Source organism: Leifsonia sp. Root4, assembly GCF_001425085.1.
Classification (GTDB): Bacteria; Actinomycetota; Actinomycetes; order Actinomycetales; family Microbacteriaceae; genus Microterricola.
The window spans coordinates 470,088-492,392 of the sequence record NZ_LMDN01000002.1 but is presented as its reverse complement, the minus strand read 5'-3'; the positions used below and the strand labels follow the sequence as shown (position 1 = coordinate 492,392).

At 67.6% G+C, this 22,305-nt stretch carries 19 protein-coding genes; 17 read left to right on the top strand and 2 right to left on the bottom strand.

Annotated features, from left to right (window positions below):
• The first annotated feature begins 12 nt into the window (after positions 1–12).
• Complete coding sequence (pta, locus tag ASC66_RS08370) at positions 13–2,169, top strand: phosphate acetyltransferase (protein WP_055837553.1); 2,157 nt, start codon at positions 13–15, stop codon at positions 2,167–2,169.
• Complete coding sequence (locus ASC66_RS08365; RefSeq protein WP_055837549.1) at positions 2,166–3,290, top strand: acetate/propionate family kinase; 1,125 nt, start codon at positions 2,166–2,168, stop codon at positions 3,288–3,290. The genes pta and ASC66_RS08365 overlap by 4 nt, the downstream gene beginning before the upstream one ends.
• A 45-nt stretch (positions 3,291–3,335) precedes the next feature.
• Here the strand turns inward: ASC66_RS08365 and ASC66_RS08360 are convergent, their stop codons facing one another.
• Positions 3,336–3,932 (bottom strand): LysE family translocator, encoded by a 597-nt coding sequence (locus ASC66_RS08360; protein WP_235496791.1) that lies wholly within the window; start codon positions 3,930–3,932, stop codon positions 3,336–3,338.
• A gap of 142 nt (positions 3,933–4,074) precedes the next feature.
• On the opposite strand from ASC66_RS08360, the gene ASC66_RS08355 reads away from it, so the two are divergent.
• From ASC66_RS08355 to ASC66_RS08285, 15 genes are all read left to right on the top strand, one after another.
• Complete coding sequence (locus ASC66_RS08355; RefSeq protein WP_055837543.1) at positions 4,075–4,485, top strand: hypothetical protein; 411 nt, start codon at positions 4,075–4,077, stop codon at positions 4,483–4,485.
• A gap of 78 nt (positions 4,486–4,563) precedes the next feature.
• Positions 4,564–5,211: an ArsR/SmtB family transcription factor gene (locus tag ASC66_RS08350; protein ID WP_055837540.1), complete on the top strand. Its 648-nt coding sequence runs from the start codon at positions 4,564–4,566 to the stop codon at positions 5,209–5,211.
• Positions 5,192–6,529 (top strand): MFS transporter, encoded by a 1,338-nt coding sequence (locus ASC66_RS08345; protein ID WP_055837537.1) that lies wholly within the window; start codon positions 5,192–5,194, stop codon positions 6,527–6,529. The genes ASC66_RS08350 and ASC66_RS08345 overlap by 20 nt, the downstream gene beginning before the upstream one ends.
• A gap of 9 nt (positions 6,530–6,538) precedes the next feature.
• Positions 6,539–8,962 carry a DNA polymerase III subunit gamma and tau gene (locus tag ASC66_RS08340; protein WP_055837534.1) on the top strand — a complete coding sequence of 808 codons (2,424 nt, stop codon included), beginning with the start codon at positions 6,539–6,541 and terminating at the stop codon, positions 8,960–8,962.
• A 3-nt stretch (positions 8,963–8,965) separates the two neighbouring features.
• The gene (recR, locus tag ASC66_RS08335) at positions 8,966–9,562 is read left to right on the top strand and encodes a recombination mediator RecR (RefSeq protein ID WP_055837531.1); all 597 of its coding nucleotides are present in this window, start codon (positions 8,966–8,968) and stop codon (positions 9,560–9,562) included.
• Positions 9,563–9,682: 120 nt separating this feature from the next.
• Complete coding sequence (locus ASC66_RS08330) at positions 9,683–10,963, top strand: aspartate kinase (RefSeq protein WP_055837528.1); 1,281 nt, start codon at positions 9,683–9,685, stop codon at positions 10,961–10,963.
• Positions 10,964–11,125: 162 nt separating this feature from the next.
• Positions 11,126–12,175, top strand: a complete 1,050-nt coding sequence (locus ASC66_RS08325; protein WP_055837525.1) for an aspartate-semialdehyde dehydrogenase — start codon at positions 11,126–11,128, stop codon at positions 12,173–12,175.
• A gap of 219 nt (positions 12,176–12,394) precedes the next feature.
• Positions 12,395–13,699 (top strand): ABC transporter substrate-binding protein, encoded by a 1,305-nt coding sequence (locus ASC66_RS08320; protein ID WP_055837522.1) that lies wholly within the window; start codon positions 12,395–12,397, stop codon positions 13,697–13,699.
• 32 nt (positions 13,700–13,731) lie between these two features.
• Positions 13,732–14,667 (top strand): carbohydrate ABC transporter permease, encoded by a 936-nt coding sequence (locus tag ASC66_RS08315; RefSeq protein ID WP_235496788.1) that lies wholly within the window; start codon positions 13,732–13,734, stop codon positions 14,665–14,667.
• Complete coding sequence (locus ASC66_RS08310; RefSeq protein WP_157509709.1) at positions 14,664–15,569, top strand: carbohydrate ABC transporter permease; 906 nt, start codon at positions 14,664–14,666, stop codon at positions 15,567–15,569. Before ASC66_RS08315 ends, ASC66_RS08310 begins: the two co-directional genes overlap by 4 nt.
• A gap of 2 nt (positions 15,570–15,571) precedes the next feature.
• The gene (locus ASC66_RS08305) at positions 15,572–17,320 is read left to right on the top strand and encodes an amylo-alpha-1,6-glucosidase (protein WP_055837519.1); all 1,749 of its coding nucleotides are present in this window, start codon (positions 15,572–15,574) and stop codon (positions 17,318–17,320) included.
• A gap of 156 nt (positions 17,321–17,476) precedes the next feature.
• Positions 17,477–18,778 (top strand): ABC transporter substrate-binding protein, encoded by a 1,302-nt coding sequence (locus ASC66_RS08300; RefSeq protein ID WP_055837516.1) that lies wholly within the window; start codon positions 17,477–17,479, stop codon positions 18,776–18,778.
• On the top strand, positions 18,778–19,704 hold the full coding sequence (locus ASC66_RS08295) for a carbohydrate ABC transporter permease (RefSeq protein ID WP_082492160.1): 927 nt from the start codon (positions 18,778–18,780) through the stop codon (positions 19,702–19,704). Before ASC66_RS08300 ends, ASC66_RS08295 begins: the two co-directional genes overlap by 1 nt.
• A 10-nt stretch (positions 19,705–19,714) precedes the next feature.
• Complete coding sequence (locus tag ASC66_RS08290) at positions 19,715–20,578, top strand: carbohydrate ABC transporter permease (protein WP_055837513.1); 864 nt, start codon at positions 19,715–19,717, stop codon at positions 20,576–20,578.
• Positions 20,579–21,153: 575 nt separating this feature from the next.
• Positions 21,154–21,492: a GIY-YIG nuclease family protein gene (locus tag ASC66_RS08285; protein WP_353612521.1), complete on the top strand. Its 339-nt coding sequence runs from the start codon at positions 21,154–21,156 to the stop codon at positions 21,490–21,492.
• A 149-nt stretch (positions 21,493–21,641) separates the two neighbouring features.
• On the opposite strand, the gene ASC66_RS08280 is transcribed toward ASC66_RS08285, so the two are convergent.
• A complete protein-coding gene (locus ASC66_RS08280; RefSeq protein WP_055837509.1) occupies positions 21,642–22,298 on the bottom strand; it encodes a GntR family transcriptional regulator in 657 nt (218 codons plus the stop codon).
• Between the last annotated feature and the right edge of the window lie 7 nt (positions 22,299–22,305).

Sequence of the window (22,305 nt, the reverse complement as noted above, 5' to 3'; positions counted from 1 at the left end):
GAATCTCAGGTCATGGCACACAGCATCTACATCTCCTCTGTCGAGGGGAACACCGGCAAGTCCACCATCGCGCTCGGCGTACTGGAAACGCTCACCCACACGGCCGCGCGCATCGCGGTGTTCCGGCCCGTCGCGCGCTCCACCGTCGAGCCCGACTACGTGCTGAACCTGTTGCTCGAGTCCGCAACGGCCGATCTTCCCTATTCCACCTGCATCGGTGTGACCTACGACGACGTCCACAGCGATCCGGATGCCGCGCTCAGCCGCATCGTCGAGCGTTACAAGGCCGTCGAGGCCGCCAGCGACGCCGTCGTCATCGTCGGTTCCGACTACACCGATGTCGGCAGTCCGACCGAGCTCAGCTACAACGCCCGCATCGCCGCGAACCTCGGCGCCCCCGTGCTGCTCGCACTCGGCGGGCGCGCAGCCCAGGTGCAGGGTGAGCGGCTCGGGCAGTCCGATCCGCGCACCGCGCACGAGCTCGGCGACCTGGCGGAGATGGCGCTCGCCGAGCTGCGGAGTGCCCACGCCTCGCTGCTTGCCATCGTCGTGAACCGGGCCGACCCCGAGCAGCTGCCGGAGACGATTGCGGCCGTTCGCGCGGCGCTGCCGGCATCCGGTGTGCCGCATGACCACGGCGCGGACGGCATCGAGTCGGCGGAATCGACACCGGTCTGGGCGATCCCCGAAGACGCCGTGCTGGTCGCTCCGACCATGCAGAGCATCATGGATGCCACAGACGGCAGCCTGCTCGCGGGCGATCCGGAGCTGCTCAGCCGTGAGGCGCTCGCCGTCGTCGTGGCCGCGATGTCGATGAACAATGTGCTGCCGCGGCTGCTCGAGGGCGCCGTCGTCGTCGTCCCTGCCGACCGCACGGATGTGCTGCTCGCGGTGCTGCTGGCGAATGCGTCCGGAACCTTCCCGAGCCTCGCCGGAATCGTGCTGAACGGCGGATTCGAGCTGCCGGAACCGATCCAGCGCCTGCTCGCCGGTGTGCGTTCGCCGCTGCCGATCATCAGCACGGAGCTGGGCAGCTACGACACCGCGCTGCGCATCACCCGCACCCGGGGCCGCCTGGCGGCCGACTCCAGCCGCAAGCGCGACACCGCGCTGGGGTTGTTCGAGACCCACGTCGATGCCGAGGCACTGCTCGGCCTGCTGAACCTCAGCCGCTCCGCCGCCGTCACCCCGCTCATGTTCGAGTACGGGCTGATCGAGCAGGCCCGCGCCGCCCGCCGCCACATCGTGCTGCCGGAGGGCAGCGATGACCGTGTGCTCCGCGCCGCGGCCACCGTGCTGTCGCGCGGCATCGCCAGGCTCACGATTCTCGGGGAGCCGTTCGAGGTGCGCTCGCGCGCCATCGAGCTCGGGCTCGACATTTCCACGGCCGAGATCGTGAGCCCGTTCGACGACGTGCTGCGCTTCAAGTTCGCCGAGGAGTACGCCCGGCTGCGCGCGCACAAGGGCATCTCGCTCGACCAGGCGCGCGACACCGTCACCGACGTCTCGTACTTCGGCACGATGATGGTGCACATGGGGCTCGCCGACGGCATGGTCTCCGGTGCCGCGCACACCACGGCGCACACGATCCGCCCGGCGTTCGAGATCATCAAGACCCGGCCGGACGTGTCCGTCGTCTCCAGCGTGTTCCTGATGTCGCTGGCAGACCGAGTCCTCGTCTACGGCGACTGCGCCGTCATCCCCGACCCGACCGCGACCCAGCTCGCCGACATCGCCGTCTCCTCGGCAGAGACCGCAGCCCAGTTCGGCATCGACCCGCGGGTCGCCATGCTCTCGTACTCCACCGGTGAATCGGGGGCTGGCGCCGACGTGGAGAAGGTGCGCGAGGCGACCCTGCTCGTGCGCGAGCGCCGGCCGGAGCTGCCGGTCGAGGGCCCGATCCAGTACGACGCGGCGGCGGATGCCGCCGTCGCGGCATCCAAGCTGCCGGGCTCCGTCGTGGCCGGCCGCGCGACCGTGTTCATCTTCCCCGACCTCAACACCGGCAACAACACCTACAAGGCGGTGCAGCGCAGTGCGGGCGCCATCGCCATGGGCCCCGTTCTGCAGGGACTCAACAAGCCGATAAACGACCTCTCCAGGGGAGCACTCGTGCAAGACATCGTCAACACCGTCGCCATCACCGCGATTCAGGCGGCCACCGCATGAGCTCCGTCTTCGTCGTCAACTCGGGCTCGTCCTCGCTCAAGTACCAGCTGATCGACCTGAAGACCGGGGAGTCACGCCTCAGTGGTCTGATCGAACGGATCGGCGAGCCGGACTCCTTCATCGCCGACCACTCGGAAGGCATGAGCGTGGTGCTGGCCAAGCTCGGCGAGGTCGACGATCTCGTCGCGGTCGGGCACCGCGTGGTGCACGGCGGCAGCGAGTTCGACGGCCCGACCCTGATCACGGACGAGGTCGAGCGCGAGATCGACGCGCTCTCCCGCCTGGCCCCGCTGCACAACCCGGCGAATCTGCTCGGCATCCGCGCGGCGAAGAAGGCGCTGCCCCAGGTTCCGCACGTTGCGGTGTTCGACACGGCGTTCCACCAGAGCATGGCGCCGGCCGCATACACCTACGCGATCGACAAGGACATCGCCCGCGAATACAAGGTGCGCCGCTACGGCTTCCACGGCACCTCGCACAAGTACGTCTCCGAGCAGGCCGCCGCGATGCTCGGCAAGCCGCTCGGTGCCGTGCGCAGCATCATCCTGCACCTGGGCAACGGGGCGTCGATCACCGCCGTCGACGGCGGCAAGTCGGTCGACACGTCGATGGGGCTGACCCCGCTGCAGGGGCTCGTCATGGGCACGCGCTCCGGCGACATCGACCCGGCCGTGCTCGTTCACCTCAACCGGGCGGCCGGCATGAGCGTCTCCGAGCTCGACACGCTGCTCAACAAGCAGAGCGGCCTGCTCGGGCTCACCGGAATGGGGGACATGCGCGATGTGCAGGATGCCGCCATCAACGGCAATGAAGAGGCCGAGCTCGCCCTGCAGGTCTGGCGGCACCGCATCCGCCACTACATCGGCGCCTACTTCGCCCAGCTCGGCGGCCTCGACGCTCTCGTCTTCACCGCCGGCATCGGCGAGAACAACGCCCTGCTGCGCCGCCGCGCCCTCGCCGGCCTGTCGCATTTGGGCATCGAGATCGACAACGACCGCAACGAGCTCTCCTCACGCGCGGCTCGCGTGATCTCCCCGGCCGGTGCCCGCGTGACGGTCATGGTGATCCCCACCAATGAGGAGCTCGAGATCGCGCACCAGGTGGAGTCGCTCGTTCTCTAGCTGTCTCGGCTGCCGGCCTGTTCGGTCAGCGCCAGAGCGGTCGCTCTATGCGGTCGCACGGGCCGGCGCGTCAATCGCGAGCTTCACGCCCACCGCGCCGAGGAGGGTTCCCGTCACCCACCGCTGCCAACGGATCCACAGCGGCCGTCGGCGGAGGAACACTGCGATCGAGCCCGCCGCGATGATGATGGCGCCGTTCACGAGCAGCGCCACCGCGATCTGAATGGCACCCAGCTGGAATCCCTGCGCGACGACGTTGCTGGCGCCCTGGTCGATGAACTGCGGGATCAGCGCCAGGTAGAGGATCGCCACCTTTGGGTTCAGCAGGTTGGTCAGAAGCCCCATCCGGAACAGCTTGCCCGCGGAATCGCGGGGCAGATCCCGGGTCTCGAAGAGCGACATGCCGCCGGGGCGGAGAGTCTTGTATGCCAGCCAGAGCAGGTACACCGCACCGGCGACCTTGAGCGCGGTGTAGAGCCAGGGAACCACGACGAACACCGCCGCAAGGCCGAGGTTCGCCATCGTCATGTAGACAAGGAACCCGACCGCGGTTCCGGCCAGCGACATCATGCCGGCGCGCCGACCTTGGCTGATGCTGCGCGAGACCAGGTAGACCATGTTGGGCCCCGGTGTGAGTGCCATCCCCAATTCGACAATGGCCATGCCCAATGCTGCGGCAAGCGTGATCACGATGCCCCCTTCATACGACGGAGTGGGAGGCATCCTCGTCGACGCTCAGGGTTGTGGCCCCAGCGTACTGTGAAGGGCTGGCTATGCTCGAGCCATGTCCATGGTGACGGCGTGCAGGGGACTGGTGGGGGCGCTCGGTGTGTTCATCGTGCTTGCGATGAGCGGTTGTGCAGGCGTGTCCGCGACCATGACCGTGTTCGATCGTGAGCAGCAGCCCGCCGATCAGCTGCCGGCCGACGCGAGAAGTGCCGCACAAATCGACAGCACATCGACGAGACTTCTCTGGGTCGATGGCGGAGTGAGCTACTTTGCTGCCACGTCGATGGAGGAGCCGGATGCCACGTGCATAGTCGTCGTTGACGGCTCACCGGAGGAGTACCCGGCGTATTGCTCGACGAGCGTACCGATCATCGTGGAGATCGATGAGGAACGTTTCGCCCTCGGGGATACCGCCCCTGGCCCCGAATGGGAGCAGCTGGCCGACTCGTTCTGGCGGGCGCCGTAGCGCCCCAAGTCTGCGCCATTCACGTCAAGCTCCGCAAGAACACTTGCACAAGACTTCTTGTTGAATTATTCTTGGCGCATGGATGACGACTCGAAGCAGAAGCGGCCGATACCGGCAGAGTCTGGCGTGGCAGCGTCCGGCCCGGCGCAGGAGCCCGCGCCGACGAGGCCGGCCGAGGGGCTGAGGGACCCAAAGTCGCTGCGCGCCCTGGCGCACCCGCTGCGGCTGCAGCTGCTCGGCATCCTGCGCTCCGACGGCGCCCACTCGGTCGGCCAGCTCGCCGACCTCGTCGACGAGGCGCCCGGCACCGTGAGCTATCACCTCGGCACATTGGCGAAGTTCGGATTCGTGGTGGAGGCGCCTGAACGCGCGCGCGACGGGCGGGAACGCTGGTGGCGGGCCGCGCACAGTCACACCAGTTTCGAACCGGCCGAGCTGCGCGCCGACCCTGAACAGTACGGGGCTGCTCGCGCCCTGCAGCAGGTGATTCTGCAGTCGTACATGGGGGAGCTGCTTGCCGCCCTCGACGCCGAACCGATGCTGGAGCGCGAGTGGGTGGCCGCGTCCAACAGCTCCGACTCCTTCGCCTATCTGACCGCGCCGCAGCTGGCCGAACTGACCGAGGAACTCGGCGCGCTCAGCCGCAAGTGGGAGGCCGCAAGTGACGCCACCCGCGAGGGCGCACGGGCCGTTCGGTGGATCTACCATGCGTTCCCGCGCGCCTGAGCGCGGCCTGGCCGGACGGCTGCCACTGCTCGGCCTGCTGGCTGCCGCCTTCGTCTCGCGCGCCGGCAACGCCATCACCATGATCGCGGTTCCGCTCTACGTGTTCTCCGACACCGGCTCCGCGTTGGCGACCGGCGTCGCCGGCGTCTTCGCCACCGTGCCCGTCGTCATCGGCGGTGCGCTCGGCGGAGCGCTGATCGACCGGGTCGGCTACCGGGTGTCGAGCATCGTCGCCGACCTCGCCAGCGGCGTCACGGTGCTGGCGCTGCCGATCCTGGCGGCGACGGGCGCCCTGCACTTCGGCGTGCTGCTGCTCCTCGTCTTCCTCAGCGGGCTCCTCGACACCCCGGGCGACACCGCCAAGACGGTCATGCTGCCCGAGCTGGCTACGCGGGCCGGCACTCCGCTGGCGCGCGCGGCCGGAGCGCAATCGGCCGTGCAGCGCAGCGCGTCGATGGTGGGTGCCGCAGTGGCCGGCGTGCTGATCGGCGTGCTCGGCGCGCCCGGCGCGCTGTACGTGAACGCCGCGACCTTCGCGGTGTCGGCGCTGCTGATCGCCGTGTTCATTCCGCGGATGGCGCGGCCTGTGGCATCCGGTGCAGACGTGCCGGCCGCCGGCGACACCGGCTACTGGCGCGGTTTTGCCGAGGGCCTTCGTTGGCTGTGGTCGAACCCGCTGCTGCGGGGGATCGTGTTGCTCGTCATGGTGACCAACGCCATCGACACGGCCGGGCTCACCGTGCTCTTCCCGGTGTACGCCGCGGAGCGCCTCGGTTCTGCGACGGCGCTCGGCTTCATGGTGTCCTGCTTCGCGGGCGGTGCTCTGCTTGGCGCCGTGTTGTTCGCGGCGGTCGGCCACCGGGCATCCGGGCGTGGCCTGTTTGTGCTGTTCTTCGTGCTGGCCGGAGTTCCCCCGTATCTGGCGATGGCCTTCGAGGTGCCGTTGCCGGTGCTGTTGGCGGTCCTCGCATTTTCGGGGCTGGCCGCCGGCGGGATCAACCCGATGATGTCGACGGCCCTGTTCGGCCTCATCCCGGAGCCGATGCGCGCCCGAGTCTTCGGAGCGATGAGCGCGGGCGTCTCGGCGGCGATGCCGATCGGCGCCTTCCTCGGCGGCGCGTCGATCGCGGCGTTCGGACTGGGCCCGACACTGCTCGGAGCGGCCATCGTGTACGCGGTGGCGACGCTGACGCCGCTGTTCGGGCGGAGCTGGCGCGGGCTCGGAAAGGCCGGGCGGCCGGCATCCGGTGCAGGCGATGCAGAGGGCGAGCTCGGGACCGCGCTCGACACCGAGCCCGGTGTCAGTGTAGGCAAGTAGCATTGCAGAGTGGTCACCGCTCTCTACCGCCGATACCGGCCAGAAAACTTTGCCGAGATGATCGGTCAGTCGCAGGTGACCGATCCGTTGATGACGGCCCTGCGCACCAACCGTGTCAATCACGCCTACCTCTTCAGCGGCCCGCGCGGCTGCGGCAAGACGACGTCTGCCCGCATTCTGGCGCGCTGCCTGAACTGCGCCGAGGGCCCGACCGACACCCCGTGCGGCGTGTGCCCGAGCTGTGTCGAACTCGCCCGTGACGGCGGCGGATCGCTCGACGTCGTCGAGATCGATGCGGCCAGCCACGGTGGCGTCGACGACGCCCGCGATCTGCGTGAGCGCGCGATCTTCGCTCCGGCCCGCGACCGCTACAAGATCTTCATCATGGATGAGGCGCACATGGTGACCTCGAGCGGCTTCAACGCGCTGCTCAAGATCGTCGAAGAGCCGCCGGAGCACGTCAAGTTCATCTTCGCGACGACCGAGCCGGAAAAGGTCATCGGCACGATCCGCTCCCGCACGCACCACTACCCGTTCCGACTGGTTCCGCCGGGTCCGATGCTCGAATACGTGCAGACGCTCTGCGAGGCCGAGGGCGTGAGTGTCGCTCCCGGCGTGCTCCCGCTCGTCGTGCGCGCCGGCGGTGGTTCGCCGCGCGACACGCTTTCGCTGCTCGACCAGCTGATGGCCGGCTCCGAGGCGGCATCCGTCGACTACGAGCGCGCCGTTGCGCTGCTCGGTTACACCCACGGGGCCCTGCTCGACGAGGTCATCGACGCGATCGGCGCCCGCGACGCCGGGGGAGCGTTCGAGGCAGTCGACCGCGTCATCCAGACCGGGCAGGACCCGCGCCGTTTCGTCGAGGACCTGCTCGAACGCCTGCGCGACCTGATCGTGGTCGGGGCCAGCACGCCGGCCGCCGCCGCGTCGGTGCTGCGCGGGGTTCCGCAGGAAGAGCTCGACGCCATGGGCGCTCAGGCCAGCCGCTACGGGCAGGCAGAGCTCTCGCGCACCGCCGACATCGTGAACGCCGCCCTCACCGAGATGACGGGCGCGACCTCACCGCGGCTGCACCTCGAGCTGATGATCGCGCGCGCCCTGGTGCCGTCCAGCGACGAGTCCGAACGCGGCGCGCTTGCGCGCGTCGAGCGTCTCGAGCGGCGCGTCGGCGTGACGGATGCCGCAGGGGAGCCCGCCGGGGCGCCCGCTTCGGCGCCCGCTGGGCGTGCCCCCGCTGCCGCTCCCGCTCCGGCTCCGGCACCAGCCGCCGCCGCACCCGCTCCGGCTGCCGCTCCCGCTGCACGAGTGGCGCCGCCTGCCGCGCGCACCGAAACCCCGGCGACGCCGGACGCAGCAGTGGCCTCCACTCCGCAGCCGGTCGGCCCTGTCACCCTGCAGCAGTTGCGCGACTCGTGGCCGCAGGTTCTCGAGCTGGTGAAGACCGCGAACATGAAGGCCTGGGTGGCGCTCGTCACGGCGACCGTTCGTGATCTGCGCGCCGATGACGTGCTGGTGATGACGTTCCCGAGCGAGAACGACGTGCGTGCGTTCCGTGAGCCGAGCGCTGCGGGCAAGGGCGTGAGCGACTACCTGCGCGATGCGATCGCCCAGGTGCTCGGCGTGAGCGTGAAGTTCATTGCAAGGCCGGATGCCGGCCGTGCACCGCAGGGTGCCGCCTCTGAGCCACGTGCCAGCGCACCGACCCCCGCTGATGCCGCCGATGCGGAGCCCCACCGAGCACCATCGGCGCCAGCAGCAACGGCCGTGGCGCCGGTAGCTGTGGCAGCCGCTGCCCCTGTGGTTTCCGCGCCGCCAGCAGCCACGCCCGCCGCGCCCGTCGTGGCATCGAACGGCTGGGCGGTCGTGCAGATCCCGCAGTCCGATCCGACGGCCGGCGCGGACGAGGACGCCGTACCGGCGCCCGAGCGACCCGCTCCTGCCATGGCTGCAGCACCGGCCGCACCTGCCGCCGCTCCTGTTGCTCCGCCGACGGCCGCTCCGACCCCCGCCGGCGACGACGGCTGGGCCCCGGCCGACGCGGCGCCATTCGACGACGAGCCGCCATTTGACGACGAGCCGCCGTTCGACCCGGATTTCGATGCGGTGCCGCCCGACGAGGGTTTCCGCAGTTCGGCCTCGACACGGGCCGCAGTCGGTGCCACTCGACCGGCGGAAGCAGCGGCAACGCCAGCCGCCGCAGTGGCAAAGCCAGCGGCCGCGCCGGCGCCCGCCTCGGCAGAGCAGCCGCCGACGCAGCAACGTCCGGCGCAGCAGCGCCCGGCATCCGGCCGCCCGGCACCGAGTTTCGGCTCCGGCGACGGCGTGCAGCGTTACGGTGAATCGGTCGTGCGCGAGATCCTCGGCGCCACCTTCATCGAAGAGCAGCCGCACACCCCCTCGCCCCGCGCGACGATGAGAGATGGCCAGGGATAGCCCGTGTACGAAGGAATCGTTCAGGACCTCATCGATGAGCTCGGCCGCCTGCCGGGCATCGGCCCGAAGTCGGCGCAGCGCATCGCGTTCCACATTCTGCAGACCGAGAACTTCGACGTCTCGCACCTCGCCGAGATCTTGACGACCGTGCGCGACAAGGTGAAGTTCTGCACCATCTGCGGCAACATCTCCGAGCAGGAGACGTGCGCGATCTGCCGTGACCCGCGCCGCGACCCCGCCCTCATCTGCGTGGTCGAGGAGGCGAAGGATGTCGTGGCGATCGAACGCACCCGCGAGTTCCGAGGTCTCTACCACGTGCTCGGCGGCGCGATCAGCCCGATCGACGGTGTCGGCCCCGATCAGCTGCGCATCCGTGAACTCATGCAGCGTCTGGCCGATGCGACCGTGACCGAGGTGATTCTCGCGACCGACCCGAACCTCGAGGGGGAGGCGACGGCGACGTACCTCTCGCGGCTGCTCAGCACCCTCGAGATCCGCGTGACGCGCCTCGCCTCCGGCCTGCCCGTCGGCGGTGACCTCGAGTACGCCGACGAGGTCACGCTCGGCCGGGCATTCGAAGGGCGCCGCGTCGTCGGTTAGGTCCCGGACCAGCCCCGTCACCCGCTGCGGGCGCCGCCGTCACATAGCCGGCCGGGAATCCGGCACACCTTATGATGGAGAATCTGGCAATGTCTGCCGCATCCCACTCAGGAGTTACACGTGACTTTGATCGTGCAGAAGTTCGGCGGATCCTCCGTCTCCGACGCTGAAGGCATCAAGCGTGTCGCCAAGCGCATCGTCGAGGCGCGCAAGGCCGGCAACGATGTCGTCGTGGCCGTCAGCGCCATGGGCGACACCACCGACGAACTGCTCGACCTCGCCCACGAGGTCACCCCGATTCCCGCGCCCCGCGAGCTGGACATGCTGCTCACCGCAGGAGAGCGCATCTCTATGGCGCTGCTCGCCATGGCCATCAAGAGCCTCGGCCACGACGCCCGCTCCTTCACCGGCAGCCAGGCCGGGATGATCACGGATGCCCACCACGGCTCCGCCCGCATCGTCGACGTCACCCCCGTGCGACTGCGCGAGGCCCTCGACGAGGGCGCGATCGTGATCGTCGCCGGATTTCAGGGCTTCAACCGCGACACCAAAGACATCACCACCCTCGGCCGCGGCGGCTCGGACACCACGGCGGTCGCGCTCGCCGCAGCCCTCGACGCCGATGTCTGCGAGATCTACACCGACGTCGACGGCGTCTTCACGTCGGACCCCCGGGTGGTGCCGCTGGCCCGCAAGATCGACCGCATCACGAGCGAAGAGATGCTTGAGCTCGCGGCATCCGGCGCCAAAGTCCTTCATATTCGCGCAGTGGAATATGCACGCCGCCACGGCGTGACCCTGCACGTGCGCTCGTCGTTCAACAACAACGAGGGCACCATCGTCTACAACCCGGCGCCGAGCCCCGACGGAGAAGAGAGCAACGTGGAAGACCCGATCATCGCTGGTGTTGCCAGCGACCTGAGCGAAGCCAAGATCACCGTCGTCGGCGTTCCCGACGTTCCTGGCAAGGCCGCCGAGATCTTCACAATCGTCGCCAAGACCGACGCGAACGTCGACATGATCGTGCAGAACGTGTCGAGCGCGTCCACCGGCCGCACCGACATCTCCTTCACCGTGCCGAAGAGCCAGGGCCAGATCGCCCTCACGGCGCTGCGCAACGCGCAGAACGATGTCGGCTTCGAGAGCCTGCAGTACGACGACCAGATCGGCAAGCTCGCCCTCGTCGGTGCCGGCATGCGCACCAACACGGGCGTCTCCGCGAGGCTGTTCGAGGCGCTGCACCAGGCCGGTATCAACATCGAGATGATCTCCACCAGCGAGATCCGCATCTCGGTCGTCACCCGCGCAGACTCGGTCAACGAGGCACTGCGCGCCGTGCACACCGCCTTCGACCTCGATGCAGAGGAAGAAGCCGTCGTGCACGGCGGCACCGGCCGCTAGTCGCCGACACCAATCGTGTTCCGGATGCCGCACACCGCGGCAACCGGAACTGACATCGATCCCGGTATTCCTGCCATTCGGCGGGATCAGTGCCGACTCGCCTCGCGGCGGTCGGCCCACTGGGGCAGAGTAGCCAGAACAGCAGATACGCAAGGGGTTCACGTGAGCAGCAGCCAGGGCATCAACATCGGCGTCGTCGGAGCAACGGGTCAGGTCGGTGCCGTCGTGCGCCGCCTGCTCGAGGAGCGCAACTTCCCGGTGGCGCAGATTCGCTACTTCGCCTCTGCCCGTTCGGCCGGCAGCACGCTGCCGTGGCGCGGCGAGGATGTCGTCATCGAGGATGCCGCAACGGCGGACCCGAGCGGCCTCGACGTGGCGATCTTCTCGGCGGGCGCGACGCTCTCCAAGGCGCAGGCACCCCGCTTCGCGGAGGCCGGCGTGATCGTGATCGACAACTCCAGCGGTTGGCGGATGGACCCCGAGGTGCCCCTCGTCGTCAGCGAGGTGAACCCTGAGGCCATCGCACAGGCCAAGAAGGGCATCATCGCCAACCCGAACTGCACCACCATGGCGGCCATGCCGGTTCTCAAGGTTCTGCACGAGGCCGCCGGTCTCGAGCGCCTCATCGTGAGCACCTACCAGGCCGTCTCCGGCAGCGGCCTCGTCGGCGCCCAGGAGCTCGAGACCCAGGTGCGTGCCGCCCTCGACGGCGATGTGCAGGGCCTCGTGCACGATGGCCGCGCCGTCACCATGCCGGAGCCGACGATCTACGCCAAGAACATCGCGTTCGACGTGATCCCGCTGGCCGGCTCCATCGTCGACGACGGATCATTCGAGACCGACGAAGAGAAGAAGCTGCGCAACGAGAGCCGCAAGATCCTCGACCTGCCCGGCCTCCTCGTGAGCGGCACCTGCGTGCGCGTCCCTGTGTTCACCGGGCACTCGCTGGCCATCAACGCCGAGTTCGCCAACCCGATCTCGGTCGAGCGTGCAACCGAGCTGCTGGCGACGGCGCCCGGAGTCGTGCTCAGCGACGTTCCGACGCCGCTCGAGGCAGCGGGAACCGATCCCAGCTACGTCGGACGCATCCGCCAGGACGAGGGCGCCCCCGACGGCCGCGGACTCGCCTTCTTCATCTCGAACGACAACCTGCGCAAGGGTGCGGCTCTGAACGCCGTGCAGATCGCCGAGCTCGTCGCCGCGACGCTGTAGCGGCGGCATCCACTCGGAACAGCAGAGCGCGAATCACGTCGGAACGCCTCCCTTCGGGGAGGCGTTCTGCGTTGCGCCCAGCCGTGTCGGGTCGACGGATCCACCGCGGAGAATTCGTCACGATTGAGCAACGAAGAAGACCGCTCGGCTTGACTCTTGAGCATTCTGTATACAGAATACATCTGAACAAAGAATGTTCACCTACGAAAGGGGCAGCGGATGTTCCGCGTCAACTCAACGTCGAGAAGAGCCGTCGCAGTACTTGCGGCCGGCGCACTCGCCCTCTCACTGGCAGCATGTAGCGGAGGCGGCGGCGGAGCAAACTCCGACCCGAACACCGTGGTCTGGTCCACCTGGGGCACCCCCGAAGAACTCACTCGCTACGAGGAGTTCAACGAAGACTTCATGAAGCGTCACCCCGACATCACGGTCAAGCTGCAGCCCGTCGCCTCGTACAGCGACTACCACTCCAAGATGCTCGCGCAGCTCTCGAGCAACACCGCTCCCGATGTGTTCTACGTCGGCGACGACAAGCTCGGCCAGTTCGTCTCCTCCAAGCGTCTGATGCCGCTGACAGATCTGATGGACTCGCCCGAGAGCGACACCGCTCCCGACGACTTCTTCCCCGGCCTCTTCGGGGCTGCGGAGCTCGATGGTGAGATCTACGCCGCGCCGAACGACTCCAACCCCGACGCCTTCTGGTACGACAAGGTCGCCCTCGCCGCGGCCGGCATCACCGAAGACCCGGCCACGCTCGCCGCTGAGGGCAAGTGGACCACCGCGAAGTTCCTCGAGATGAACGACAAGCTGAAGGATGCCGGGCTCACCGGTTCCATGTTCTGGAACTACTGGGCGACGCACTACAGCTGGATCTCCTCGCAGGGCGGCACCGCATACGACGAGTCCGGCGAATTCGTCGGCAACACCGACGAGACCACCGTCGCCGCCGTCGACCAGCTCGGCCAGAACTTCCAGGACGGCACCTTCGTCGTCGCGGACACCCTCCCAGAGGGTGCGGGAGCCGACAGTGTCTTCGTCACCCACAAGGCCGGCTTCTTCGCCCAGGGTCGCTACACCATCGGCACGCTGAAGAGCGCCGGCGTCGAGGCCGACTACGACATCGTCGCCTGGCCGACGCCGGACGGCGCAGAGGCACCGACCGGAGTCGCCGCGTCCTACCTCGCCATCAACGGCAAGACCAAGGCCAAGGATGCCTCGTTCACCTTCTGGACCGAGTTCCTGAGCGCAGAGGGCCAGACCTTCCGTCTGACCGGCGGCGGCAACGCCGTGCCGTCGATCAAGGGCGCCGACGAGGTCGTGCTCGAGGACAACTACCCCGCGCACGCGCAGACCTTCCTCGACATGCGTGACATCGGCTTCGCGAACTACGCGGCAGAGGCGGCCGTTCCCGCGCTGTCGACCGACGTCAGCGAGCTCTTCCTCGCTCTCTACGAGGGCAAGAGCACCGCGCAGGAGACGCTGGACGAGGTCGCAGCACTCGTCGAATCGAAGACGGGCAAGTGAGCAAGCGGGTGACGGCGGAAGGATCCGCCACAGTGGGGCGTTCCGTCGCCACCCCCCTGCCAGGTGGCCTCCGCAAGGAGGCCGCCTGGCGGCGCCGCGATCGTTCGTGGGGCTACGTCTTCGTGGCCCCGCAGGTCGTCGGCATGGCCATCTTCGTGTTGCTGCCGTTCGTCGCCAGCCTCGTGTTGGCTTTCACCTCGTGGGACGGCCTGACCGAGCTCACCTGGGTCGGCTTCGAGAACTTCACCGCGCAGCTCCAGGATGAGCTGCTGCTCCGGTCGATCGTCAACACGCTGCTGATCGCCGTGATCACGGTGCCGCTCGGCCTCGGCTTCGCGGTCATCATCGCGGTCGCGCTCGAGAAGCTCAAGACGCGCACGCTCTACCTGATCCTCTTCTTCGCGCCGGTCGTCACCAGCACGGTCGCCGTCGCGATGATCTGGCAGCAGATGTTCCGCTCCGACGGCGTGCTGAGCAACGCCATCTCCAAGATCTTCGGCATCACCCCGCCCGACTGGCTGGGGGACCCGAAACTCGCCCTGATCGCCGTGTGCATCGTCTCGATCTGGTCGTCGATGGGTCTCAACGTCATCATCTTCATGGCCGGGCTGCAGAACATCTCGCCCTCCGTCATCGAGGCGGCACGCATCGACGGTGCCGGAGCCTTCCGCCTGTTCATGCAGATCCGTCTGCCGCTGCTGAGCCCGATCATCTTCTTCTCATCGATCGTCGCGTTCATCTCATCGCTGCAGACCTTCGACACCGTCTTCATCCTGACCCAGGATGCCGGCCCGGACAACGCCACCCGCACGATCGTGTACCACATCTACGATCTCGGTTTCGGTCGTTTCGAGTTCGGTCCGTCCAGTGCGGCCGCCGTCATCCTGCTCGTGCTCACCCTCGTGATCACGGTGATTCAGTTCGGCGCCCAGAAGAAGTTCGTTCACTACGAGGATGACCCAGTATGAGCACCACAGATCTCGACACCCGCGCCATGACCATGCCGAAGGGCGCGGGCAAGCGCCCAGCCGGAGCGCGCACCGCCAAGACGGGTCGCTCACTGGTGATCCACCTCGTGCTGATCCTCGCCGGCGCGGCCATGGTCTTCCCATTCCTCTGGATGCTGCTCACCTCACTGAAGACGCTGCCGCAGCTGCTGCAGGATCCACTCAGCTTCTGGCCGAACCCGTGGACCTTCGACAACTTCATCGACGCCTGGAACGCCGTGCCGTTCGGGCAGGCCTACTTCAACAGCATCTACATCGCCGTGCTCGCCGTCATCGGCACCCTCGTGACGGCATCGATGGCCGGATACGCCTTCGCCCGCATCCGCTTCGCCGGAAGCAAGATCATCTTCCTGGTCTTCCTCGCGACGCAGATGATCCCCAAGCAGGTCACGCTCATCCCGTTCTACCTGCTGATGAGCCAGCTCGGCTGGGTGGACTCGCACCTGTCGCTCATCGTTCCGGCCATGATGGTCAACCCCTTCGCCGTGTTCCTCATGCGCCAGTTCGTGCTGTCGCTGCCGAAGGAACTCGAGGAGGCGGCGATCGTCGACGGTGCGGGGCGCTGGCGTATCTTCTGGAGCGTCATCCTGCCCAACCTGAAGCCGGGCCTCGGCGCGCTCAGCATCATCGTCGCGCTCGACGTGTGGAACGCCTTCCTGTTCCCGCTCGTGCTGCTCAACACGCCTGACCTCTTCACCGTGCCGCTGCTCTTGGCGAGCTTCCGCGGCCAGTTCGGCTCGATCAACTACGGGCTGGTGATGGCGGCATCCGCCATCGCGACGATCCCCATGCTGGTCGCCTTCGTCATCGGTCAGCGCCGCATCCTCAACAGCATGGCCGCCTCCGGCCTCGGAGGGCGGTAACGATGACGGGCGTTGCACAGACCATGGACGCCGCCGCGCTCGCGCGTGCCGCCGGCGCCCACCTCGACCTCGTGCGCGCACCGTTCACGCTGCCGCGCTCGCGCCTGCTGGTCTTCGCAGCGGGCGCGGGCGGGCGACGCGCGGTGCCGGTCGACCCGGCCGCTCCGATCGAGGGCGTGCGCGTGTGCACGGCCGAGTACGAGCGGCGACTCGACGACTGCGAGGTGTTCCGTGAGATCCGGGTGCTGGACGCCGCTGGCGCCCCGCTGCCCGTCACCGACATCCAGCCGCAGCTGATCGAGTTCGGCGGGGGAGCCGTGACCCTCAGCTTCGCCGGGCCGGCCGCGCTGAGCATCGGCCTGCGCGGCGACGGTCCCGTACTTGTCGAGCTGCACGGGCCGCGCGGCGACGCGTCCGCCCCGGTGCAGCGCATCCCGCTGACGGGTGCCGCGGCATCCGTCGGCCTCGAGATCGCGCCGGACCGCAGCGCGAGCATTGCCGTCGCCGATGCAAAGCGTCACCGCGAGCACGCGGAAACGAGCGAGCGGCTGTGGCTGGACTGGTTCGCCAACACCCCACGCGTGCGGCCCGATCTGCAGGGGATGACCGCCTTCTGCTGGTGGGTGCTCGGTGCCAACATCGTCGAGCTGCCGGCCCTCGGCAACGCGCGCGCCGTCGTGCCGTCGAAGATCGGCTACGTCGGCCTCTGGCAGTGGGACGCCTACTTCATTGCCGTCGGCCTGAGCCACGGCGACCCGGAACTCGCCCGCGAACAACTGCAGCTCGCCTTCCGCTTCCCGAGTGCTGACGGGCAGTTGCCCGACGTCGTGCACGAGGAGGGAATCCTCGCCACGAGCGACGATCTGCCGCCGGCCGACCGCGAGACGCTGCGCCGTGCCGGGTCGAGCATCGCCGACCCCGGCTCGCCGGTGCCGCTGACCAAGCCGCCGCTGGCGGCCTGGGCGCTGCGCAAGGTGATGAACGCCACGCCAGGCGATGACGAGTGGGCGCGCGCGCTTCTGCCGACCATCGCCCGCTCGCAGGACTGGTGGTTCGCCGTCTCCGACCTCGACGGCGACGGGATGCCGGAGTATGGCCACCCGTACTCATCCGGTCTCGACGACAGCCCGATCTTCGACGGCCCTCTGCCGACGACGGCGCCCGACCTCGGCGCCTACCTCGTGCTCCAGGACGCCGAGCTGGCGCGCCTCGCCGAACACTTCGGCGTCGCAGACCCGAGCGTCGCCGAGACGCACCGTGCGCGCTCGGCGGCGACGCTGGCCAAGCTGCTCGAGCTGTGGGACGAGGATGCCGGCTTCTTCCGGGCGCGCGCCGCGGGAGAGCCCGTCGGCAGTTACGCCGTCGTCAGCCTGCTGCCGCTGCTCACCGGAGCGATGCCGGACCCCGTGCTGGATTGCATGCTCGCCGCCCTCGACGACGAGCAGCTGTTCGGCACGCCATGGGGTGTTCCGACCGTTGCCGTCGACGACCCGGACTTCTCGCCAGAGCGCATGTGGCGCGGACCGGTCTGGATCAACATCAACACCCTGCTCGTTGAGGGCCTGCGCGCCTCCGGCCAGCCGGAACGGGCGCGCGATCTCGCCGAGCGAACCGTGGCATTGGTCACGCACGGCGGCGGCCCGCACGAGTACTTCAACCCCTACACCGGAGAGAAGGCGGAGACGGCAACCACCGCCTTCGGCTGGTCGGCGGCGCTGTTCATCGAGCTCGCGGTGCAGCTGAGCGCCTAGCGACACCACAAACGCAGGAGGAGAGCTCCGCCACGCTGCATGCAGCGGCGGGGGAGCTCTCCTCCTGCGTTTTTTGCGCCATCCGGAGCCTTGCCGTCCGCTCTGAATGCGGTGTACTGTATTCAAAATACCGAACCAGCTGACAAGGAAGTCACCATGAAACTGCGTACCCTGCTCGTGCCCGCTGTGGCGCTCGCACTGCTCTCCGGCTGCACGATGGGTGGCGGCGCGGCTGCCCCGGTCACCCTGGACCCGGCCGCGAAGCCGACCGGCGAGATCACCGTCTGGTCGTGGGATGTCGCGGCGACCGCGCTCACCCGGCTCGGTGCCGAGTTCGAGAAGGCCAACCCGGGTACGACCATCAACGTCGTCGACGTCGGCTACGACAACGCCTACGACAAGCTCTCGGTCGGATTCCAGGCCGGCAGCGGACTGCCCGACCTCGTCACGATCGAGACCGACCGTGCCCCCGGCTACATCAATGAGTTCCCCACGGGCCTTGCGGACCTGACGCCGGTGCTCGGCGACAAGGAGGCCGACTTCGATCCGTTCAAGTGGTCGGCGCAGTCCGACAAGGACGGCGCGCTCAAGGTCGCCCCGTGGGATTCCGGCACCGTCGGACTCTTCTACCGCAGCGACTACTTCGACGACGCCGGCATCGACCCGGCCGACATCGAAACCTGGGACGACCTCGTCGCGGCGGGCGAGACGATCAAAGAGAAGAGCGGCCACACGCTGATGTCGCTCGACGTCGCCACCGGCGGCGGTTTCCAGATGCTGCTGCAGCAGCAGGGCCAGGGTCTGTTCAACGACGCCGGCGAGATCACCATCGGCTCGCCCGAATCGGTCGAGGCGCTCACCCTGCTGCAGACCATCAACGAGAAGGGGCTGCTGAAGAACGTCACGGGCTGGGACGGCCGTGTCACCTCGGCCAAGGACGGCGACTCCGCCGTCACCCCTGAGGCGGTCTGGTGGATCGGTACCCTGCTCGGCGACGCGCCGGAGCTGAGCGGCAGTTACGGCGTCACCGAGCTGCCCGCCTTCGCCGCCGACGGCGTGCGCACCTCCAACAGCGGCGGCTCCGGCCTCGCGATCCCCACGCAGGCGAAGAACCCCAACCTCGCAGCGGCCTTCCTCGATTACACCCTTGCCGACACCGACAACCAGGCATCGATGATGGTCAACGAAGGGCTGTTCCCCTCCTACCTGCCCGCCCTCGAGACCGAGTTCTTCTCGGAGCCGCAGGAGTACTTCGGTGGCCAGAAGGTCTACGAGCTCTTCGCGGAGCAGACGGCGAACATCCCGCCGATCACCTTCACCACCGACAACGCCGAGGCCAGCGACATCGTGGCCAACGCCGTCGTCGCCGCCGTGCTGAACGGTGCAGACCCGGCCACCGTGTTGAACGACGCCGCGCAGCAGATCGCCACCGCCACCGGTCGCACGATCGCCGAATAATGCTGACGCAGACTCCGGATGCCGCGGTGAAGCGCGGCCGCACCGGAGCGCAACCCTCCCGGTCGCTGGGGCGCAAGCTCCAGCGACCGGGGGCGTTCTTCGCGCTCCCCGCCGCGGCCCTGCTCGCGATCTTCTTCACCTTCCCGCTGCTCTCCTCGCTGTGGCAGAGCTTCTTCGCCACCTCTGGCGGCGTCTCCACCTTCGTCGGGCTCGAGCAGTACGCGCGCCTGTTCAAGGACCCGCTCATCGCCAAGAGCCTCGGCAACGCCGGGCTCATCCTGATCATCCAGGTGCCCCTGATGATCGGTCTCGCCCTCGGTCTCGCCTACCTGCTCAATCAGGCCTGGCTGCGCTTCAGCTCCGGATTCCGGCTGCTCACCTTCCTGCCGGCCGTCACGACCCTCGTCGCCTACGCGGTCGTGTTCCGGGTGATGCTCGCCACCGACGGCGGAGCGATCAACCAGATGATCGGCCTCGTCGGCATCCCACCGGTCGACTGGCTGAACAACGAGGTCTGGGCGCGCGTCGCCCTGATCGGCGCGATCACCTGGCGCTGGACCGGCTACAACATGGTCATCATCCTGGCCGGGCTCCAGGCCATTCCGGCCGAGCTGTACGAGGCGGCCCGCATAGACGGCGCGGGGCGCTGGCAGATCTTCACCAAGGTGGTCATCCCGCAGCTGCGCCCGGTGCTGATCTTCACCACGATCACCTCGACGATCGGCGCGCTGCAGCTCTTCGACGAGAACTACATCCTCACCGGGGGAGGGCCGAGCGACGCCACCCTGACGCCGGTGCTCTACCTCTACAAGGTGGGCTTCCGGCAGTTCGACTTCGGCTACGCCTCGGCGATCGCCTGGCTGCTCGTGGTCATCACCGCGATCGTGTCCATCATCCAATTCCGCCTTCTGCGAGAGAAACCGTGAGAGTGAAGCAATGAGCGAGTTGCTCCAGAGGCGCCAAAGCCTCACGCTGCGGGTGCGCGCCGGCATCCTGCACGCCCCCGTCTACCTGATTCTCATTGTGGCGAGCGTGCTCAGCATCCTCCCGTTCCTGTGGATGGTGATCTCGTCGACGCACGAGACGAAGGATCTGTTCGTGACACCGCTGCCCGTGCTGCCGGGCGGCGAGCTGTGGAACAACCTCGTGCGGCTGCAGGAGTCGATCAACTTCAGCCAGGTGATGCTGAACAGTTTCGTCATAGCCGTGATCTACACGGTGTTCAGCGCGATCATCAGCATCATGGCCGGCTATGGCCTGGCGAAGTTCCGCTTCCGCGGGCGCGGGGTGCTGCTCGCCGTCGTGCTGGTCACGATGATGATCCCGATGCAGGTGCTGCTCGTGCCGCTGTTCCAGATGATGGCGAGTGCCGGCTGGATCGACAGCTACCAGGCCGTGATCCTGCCGTTCCTGGCGAACGCCTTCGGCATCTTCCTGATGCGGCAGTCCTTCCTCGACTTCCCGGACACCTTGATCGAGGCGGCGCGGATCGACGGGGCGAACGAGCTGCGCACCTTCTATCGCATCGTGCTGCCGGTGGCGAGGCCGCAGATCGCTGCGCTGATCATCTACACATTCATCAGCCAGTGGAACGCGTTCATCTGGCCGTTGCTCATGCTGAACACGCAGGACAAGTACACGGTGCCCGTTGCGCTGAACACCATGATCGGGCTCTCCCGCGTTGACTACTCGGGGCTGATGCTCGGGTCGCTGCTCGCCACCCTTCCGCTGATGATCCTGTTCCTGGTGTTCCAGAAGCAGTTCGTCTCCGGCCTGCTCGGAGGCGCCGTCAAGGGCTAGCCGAACCCCGTTGGTTGAGCCTGTACTCCCGCTGGTTGAGCTTGTCGAAACCCTCGCCCGGTTGAGCCGAGCCCCCGTTGGTTGAGCCTGCCGGAACCTGATTTCGACAAGCTCAATCAGCGGGCGTCGCCTGCCGAAACCCCCGCTCCCCGTCGGTTGAGCCTGTCGAAACCCTCGCTGGCCGAGCCCCACCCCCCGTTGGTTGAGCCTGTCGAAACCCCGCCCGGTTGAGCCGAAAACCCGTTGGTTGAGCTTGTCGAAACCTGATTTCGACAAGCTCAATCAGCGGACGTCGCTTGCCGAAACCCCGACTCCCGTTGATTGAGCCTGTCGAAACCCCGTCGGGTTGAGCCGAAAACCCCGATTGGTTGAGCTTGTCGAAACCCCGTCGGTTGAGCCGAGCCCTCGTTGAATGAGCTTGTCGAAACCTGATTTCGACAAGCTCTATCAGCGGACGTCGCCTGTCGAAACCGGGGCCGTGCTCGTCGATTGCGGTCTGTTGTGCACAGCCCAGTGTTCCGGCCCACTGGCGAGCTTGGACTGTGGATGGCGACGAGTCAACGTCCTTATCCACGATGATCGAGGCATTGCGAATCGGGAGGTCAACGATGCCCCACGTCTACATGCTCCGCTGCGGTGACGGCAGCTACTACGTCGGGAGCACGAGGAATCTCGATATCCGAATGGACCAGCACGTAAGTGGGCGCGGAGCCGTCTACACGAGCACCCGGCTGCCCGTGGTGCTCGTATTCGCCGAAGAGTACGAGCGGGTCGACGAGGCGTATGCGCGCGAGAAGCAAATCCAAGGATGGAGTCGCGCGAAGCGCGAGGCGTTGATCGCCGGGGACTTCGCTGGGCTGCCAATGCTCAGCCACACCGACGGGCAATCCGACACACGGCGCGGGGCCAATTAGAGGGTTTCGACCCTTCGACAGGCTCAGGGCAGGCCCGGCTCAACCAACGGGGTTTCGACAAGCTCAACCAGCGAGGCCCGGCTCAACCAACGGGGTTTCGACAGGCTCAACCAACGGGGTTTCGACAGGCTCAACCAGCGGAGCGAGCGCTAGGCCGTGAAGTACGGGCTGCTGGAATTCTTCAGGATGCGCTGCATGCCGTTCATCCAGTTGGCGGTGAGGGCCGCGGATGCCGCCGCGACGTCGCCGTTCACCATGTGCTCGGCGATGGCGGCGTGCTCGGCCGCCACGCGCTCGATCATGACCTCGTCTGGCACCAGCAGCGACTCGTAGCGGTGGAAGGCCTGCCGCACCGAGGTGGCGAGGTCGATCAGACGCTGGTTCGGGCAGCCGCTCAGCATGATGTCGTGCCACTCGTCGTCTTTGCTCACGACCAGGGCGTGCTCGACGATCTCCTGATCGAACTCGGCCGACAACTGGGCGAGGCGCGCACCGATCGTGCGGAGTTCATCGGGGTCGGTGAGCTGCAGGGCCAGCGACTCGAGCGAGGCCATGATCGGCGCCAGATCCTCGAATTCCCGGGCGCTGAGCGGAACGAATCGGAATCCCTTGCCGTTCTCGCTCTCGATCTGGCCTTCGCTCTCGAGCGCGATCAGCGCTTCGCGGAGCGGCGTGCGGCTGACGCCGAGCTCGGCGGCCAGTTGCACCTCATTGATGCCCTCGCCCGGTTGAACCGTGCCGTTCCGCATCCGCTCAAGAAGTTCTTCACGCACCTGCGCGCGCAATGTACGACGTTCGATAGCCATATCAAGC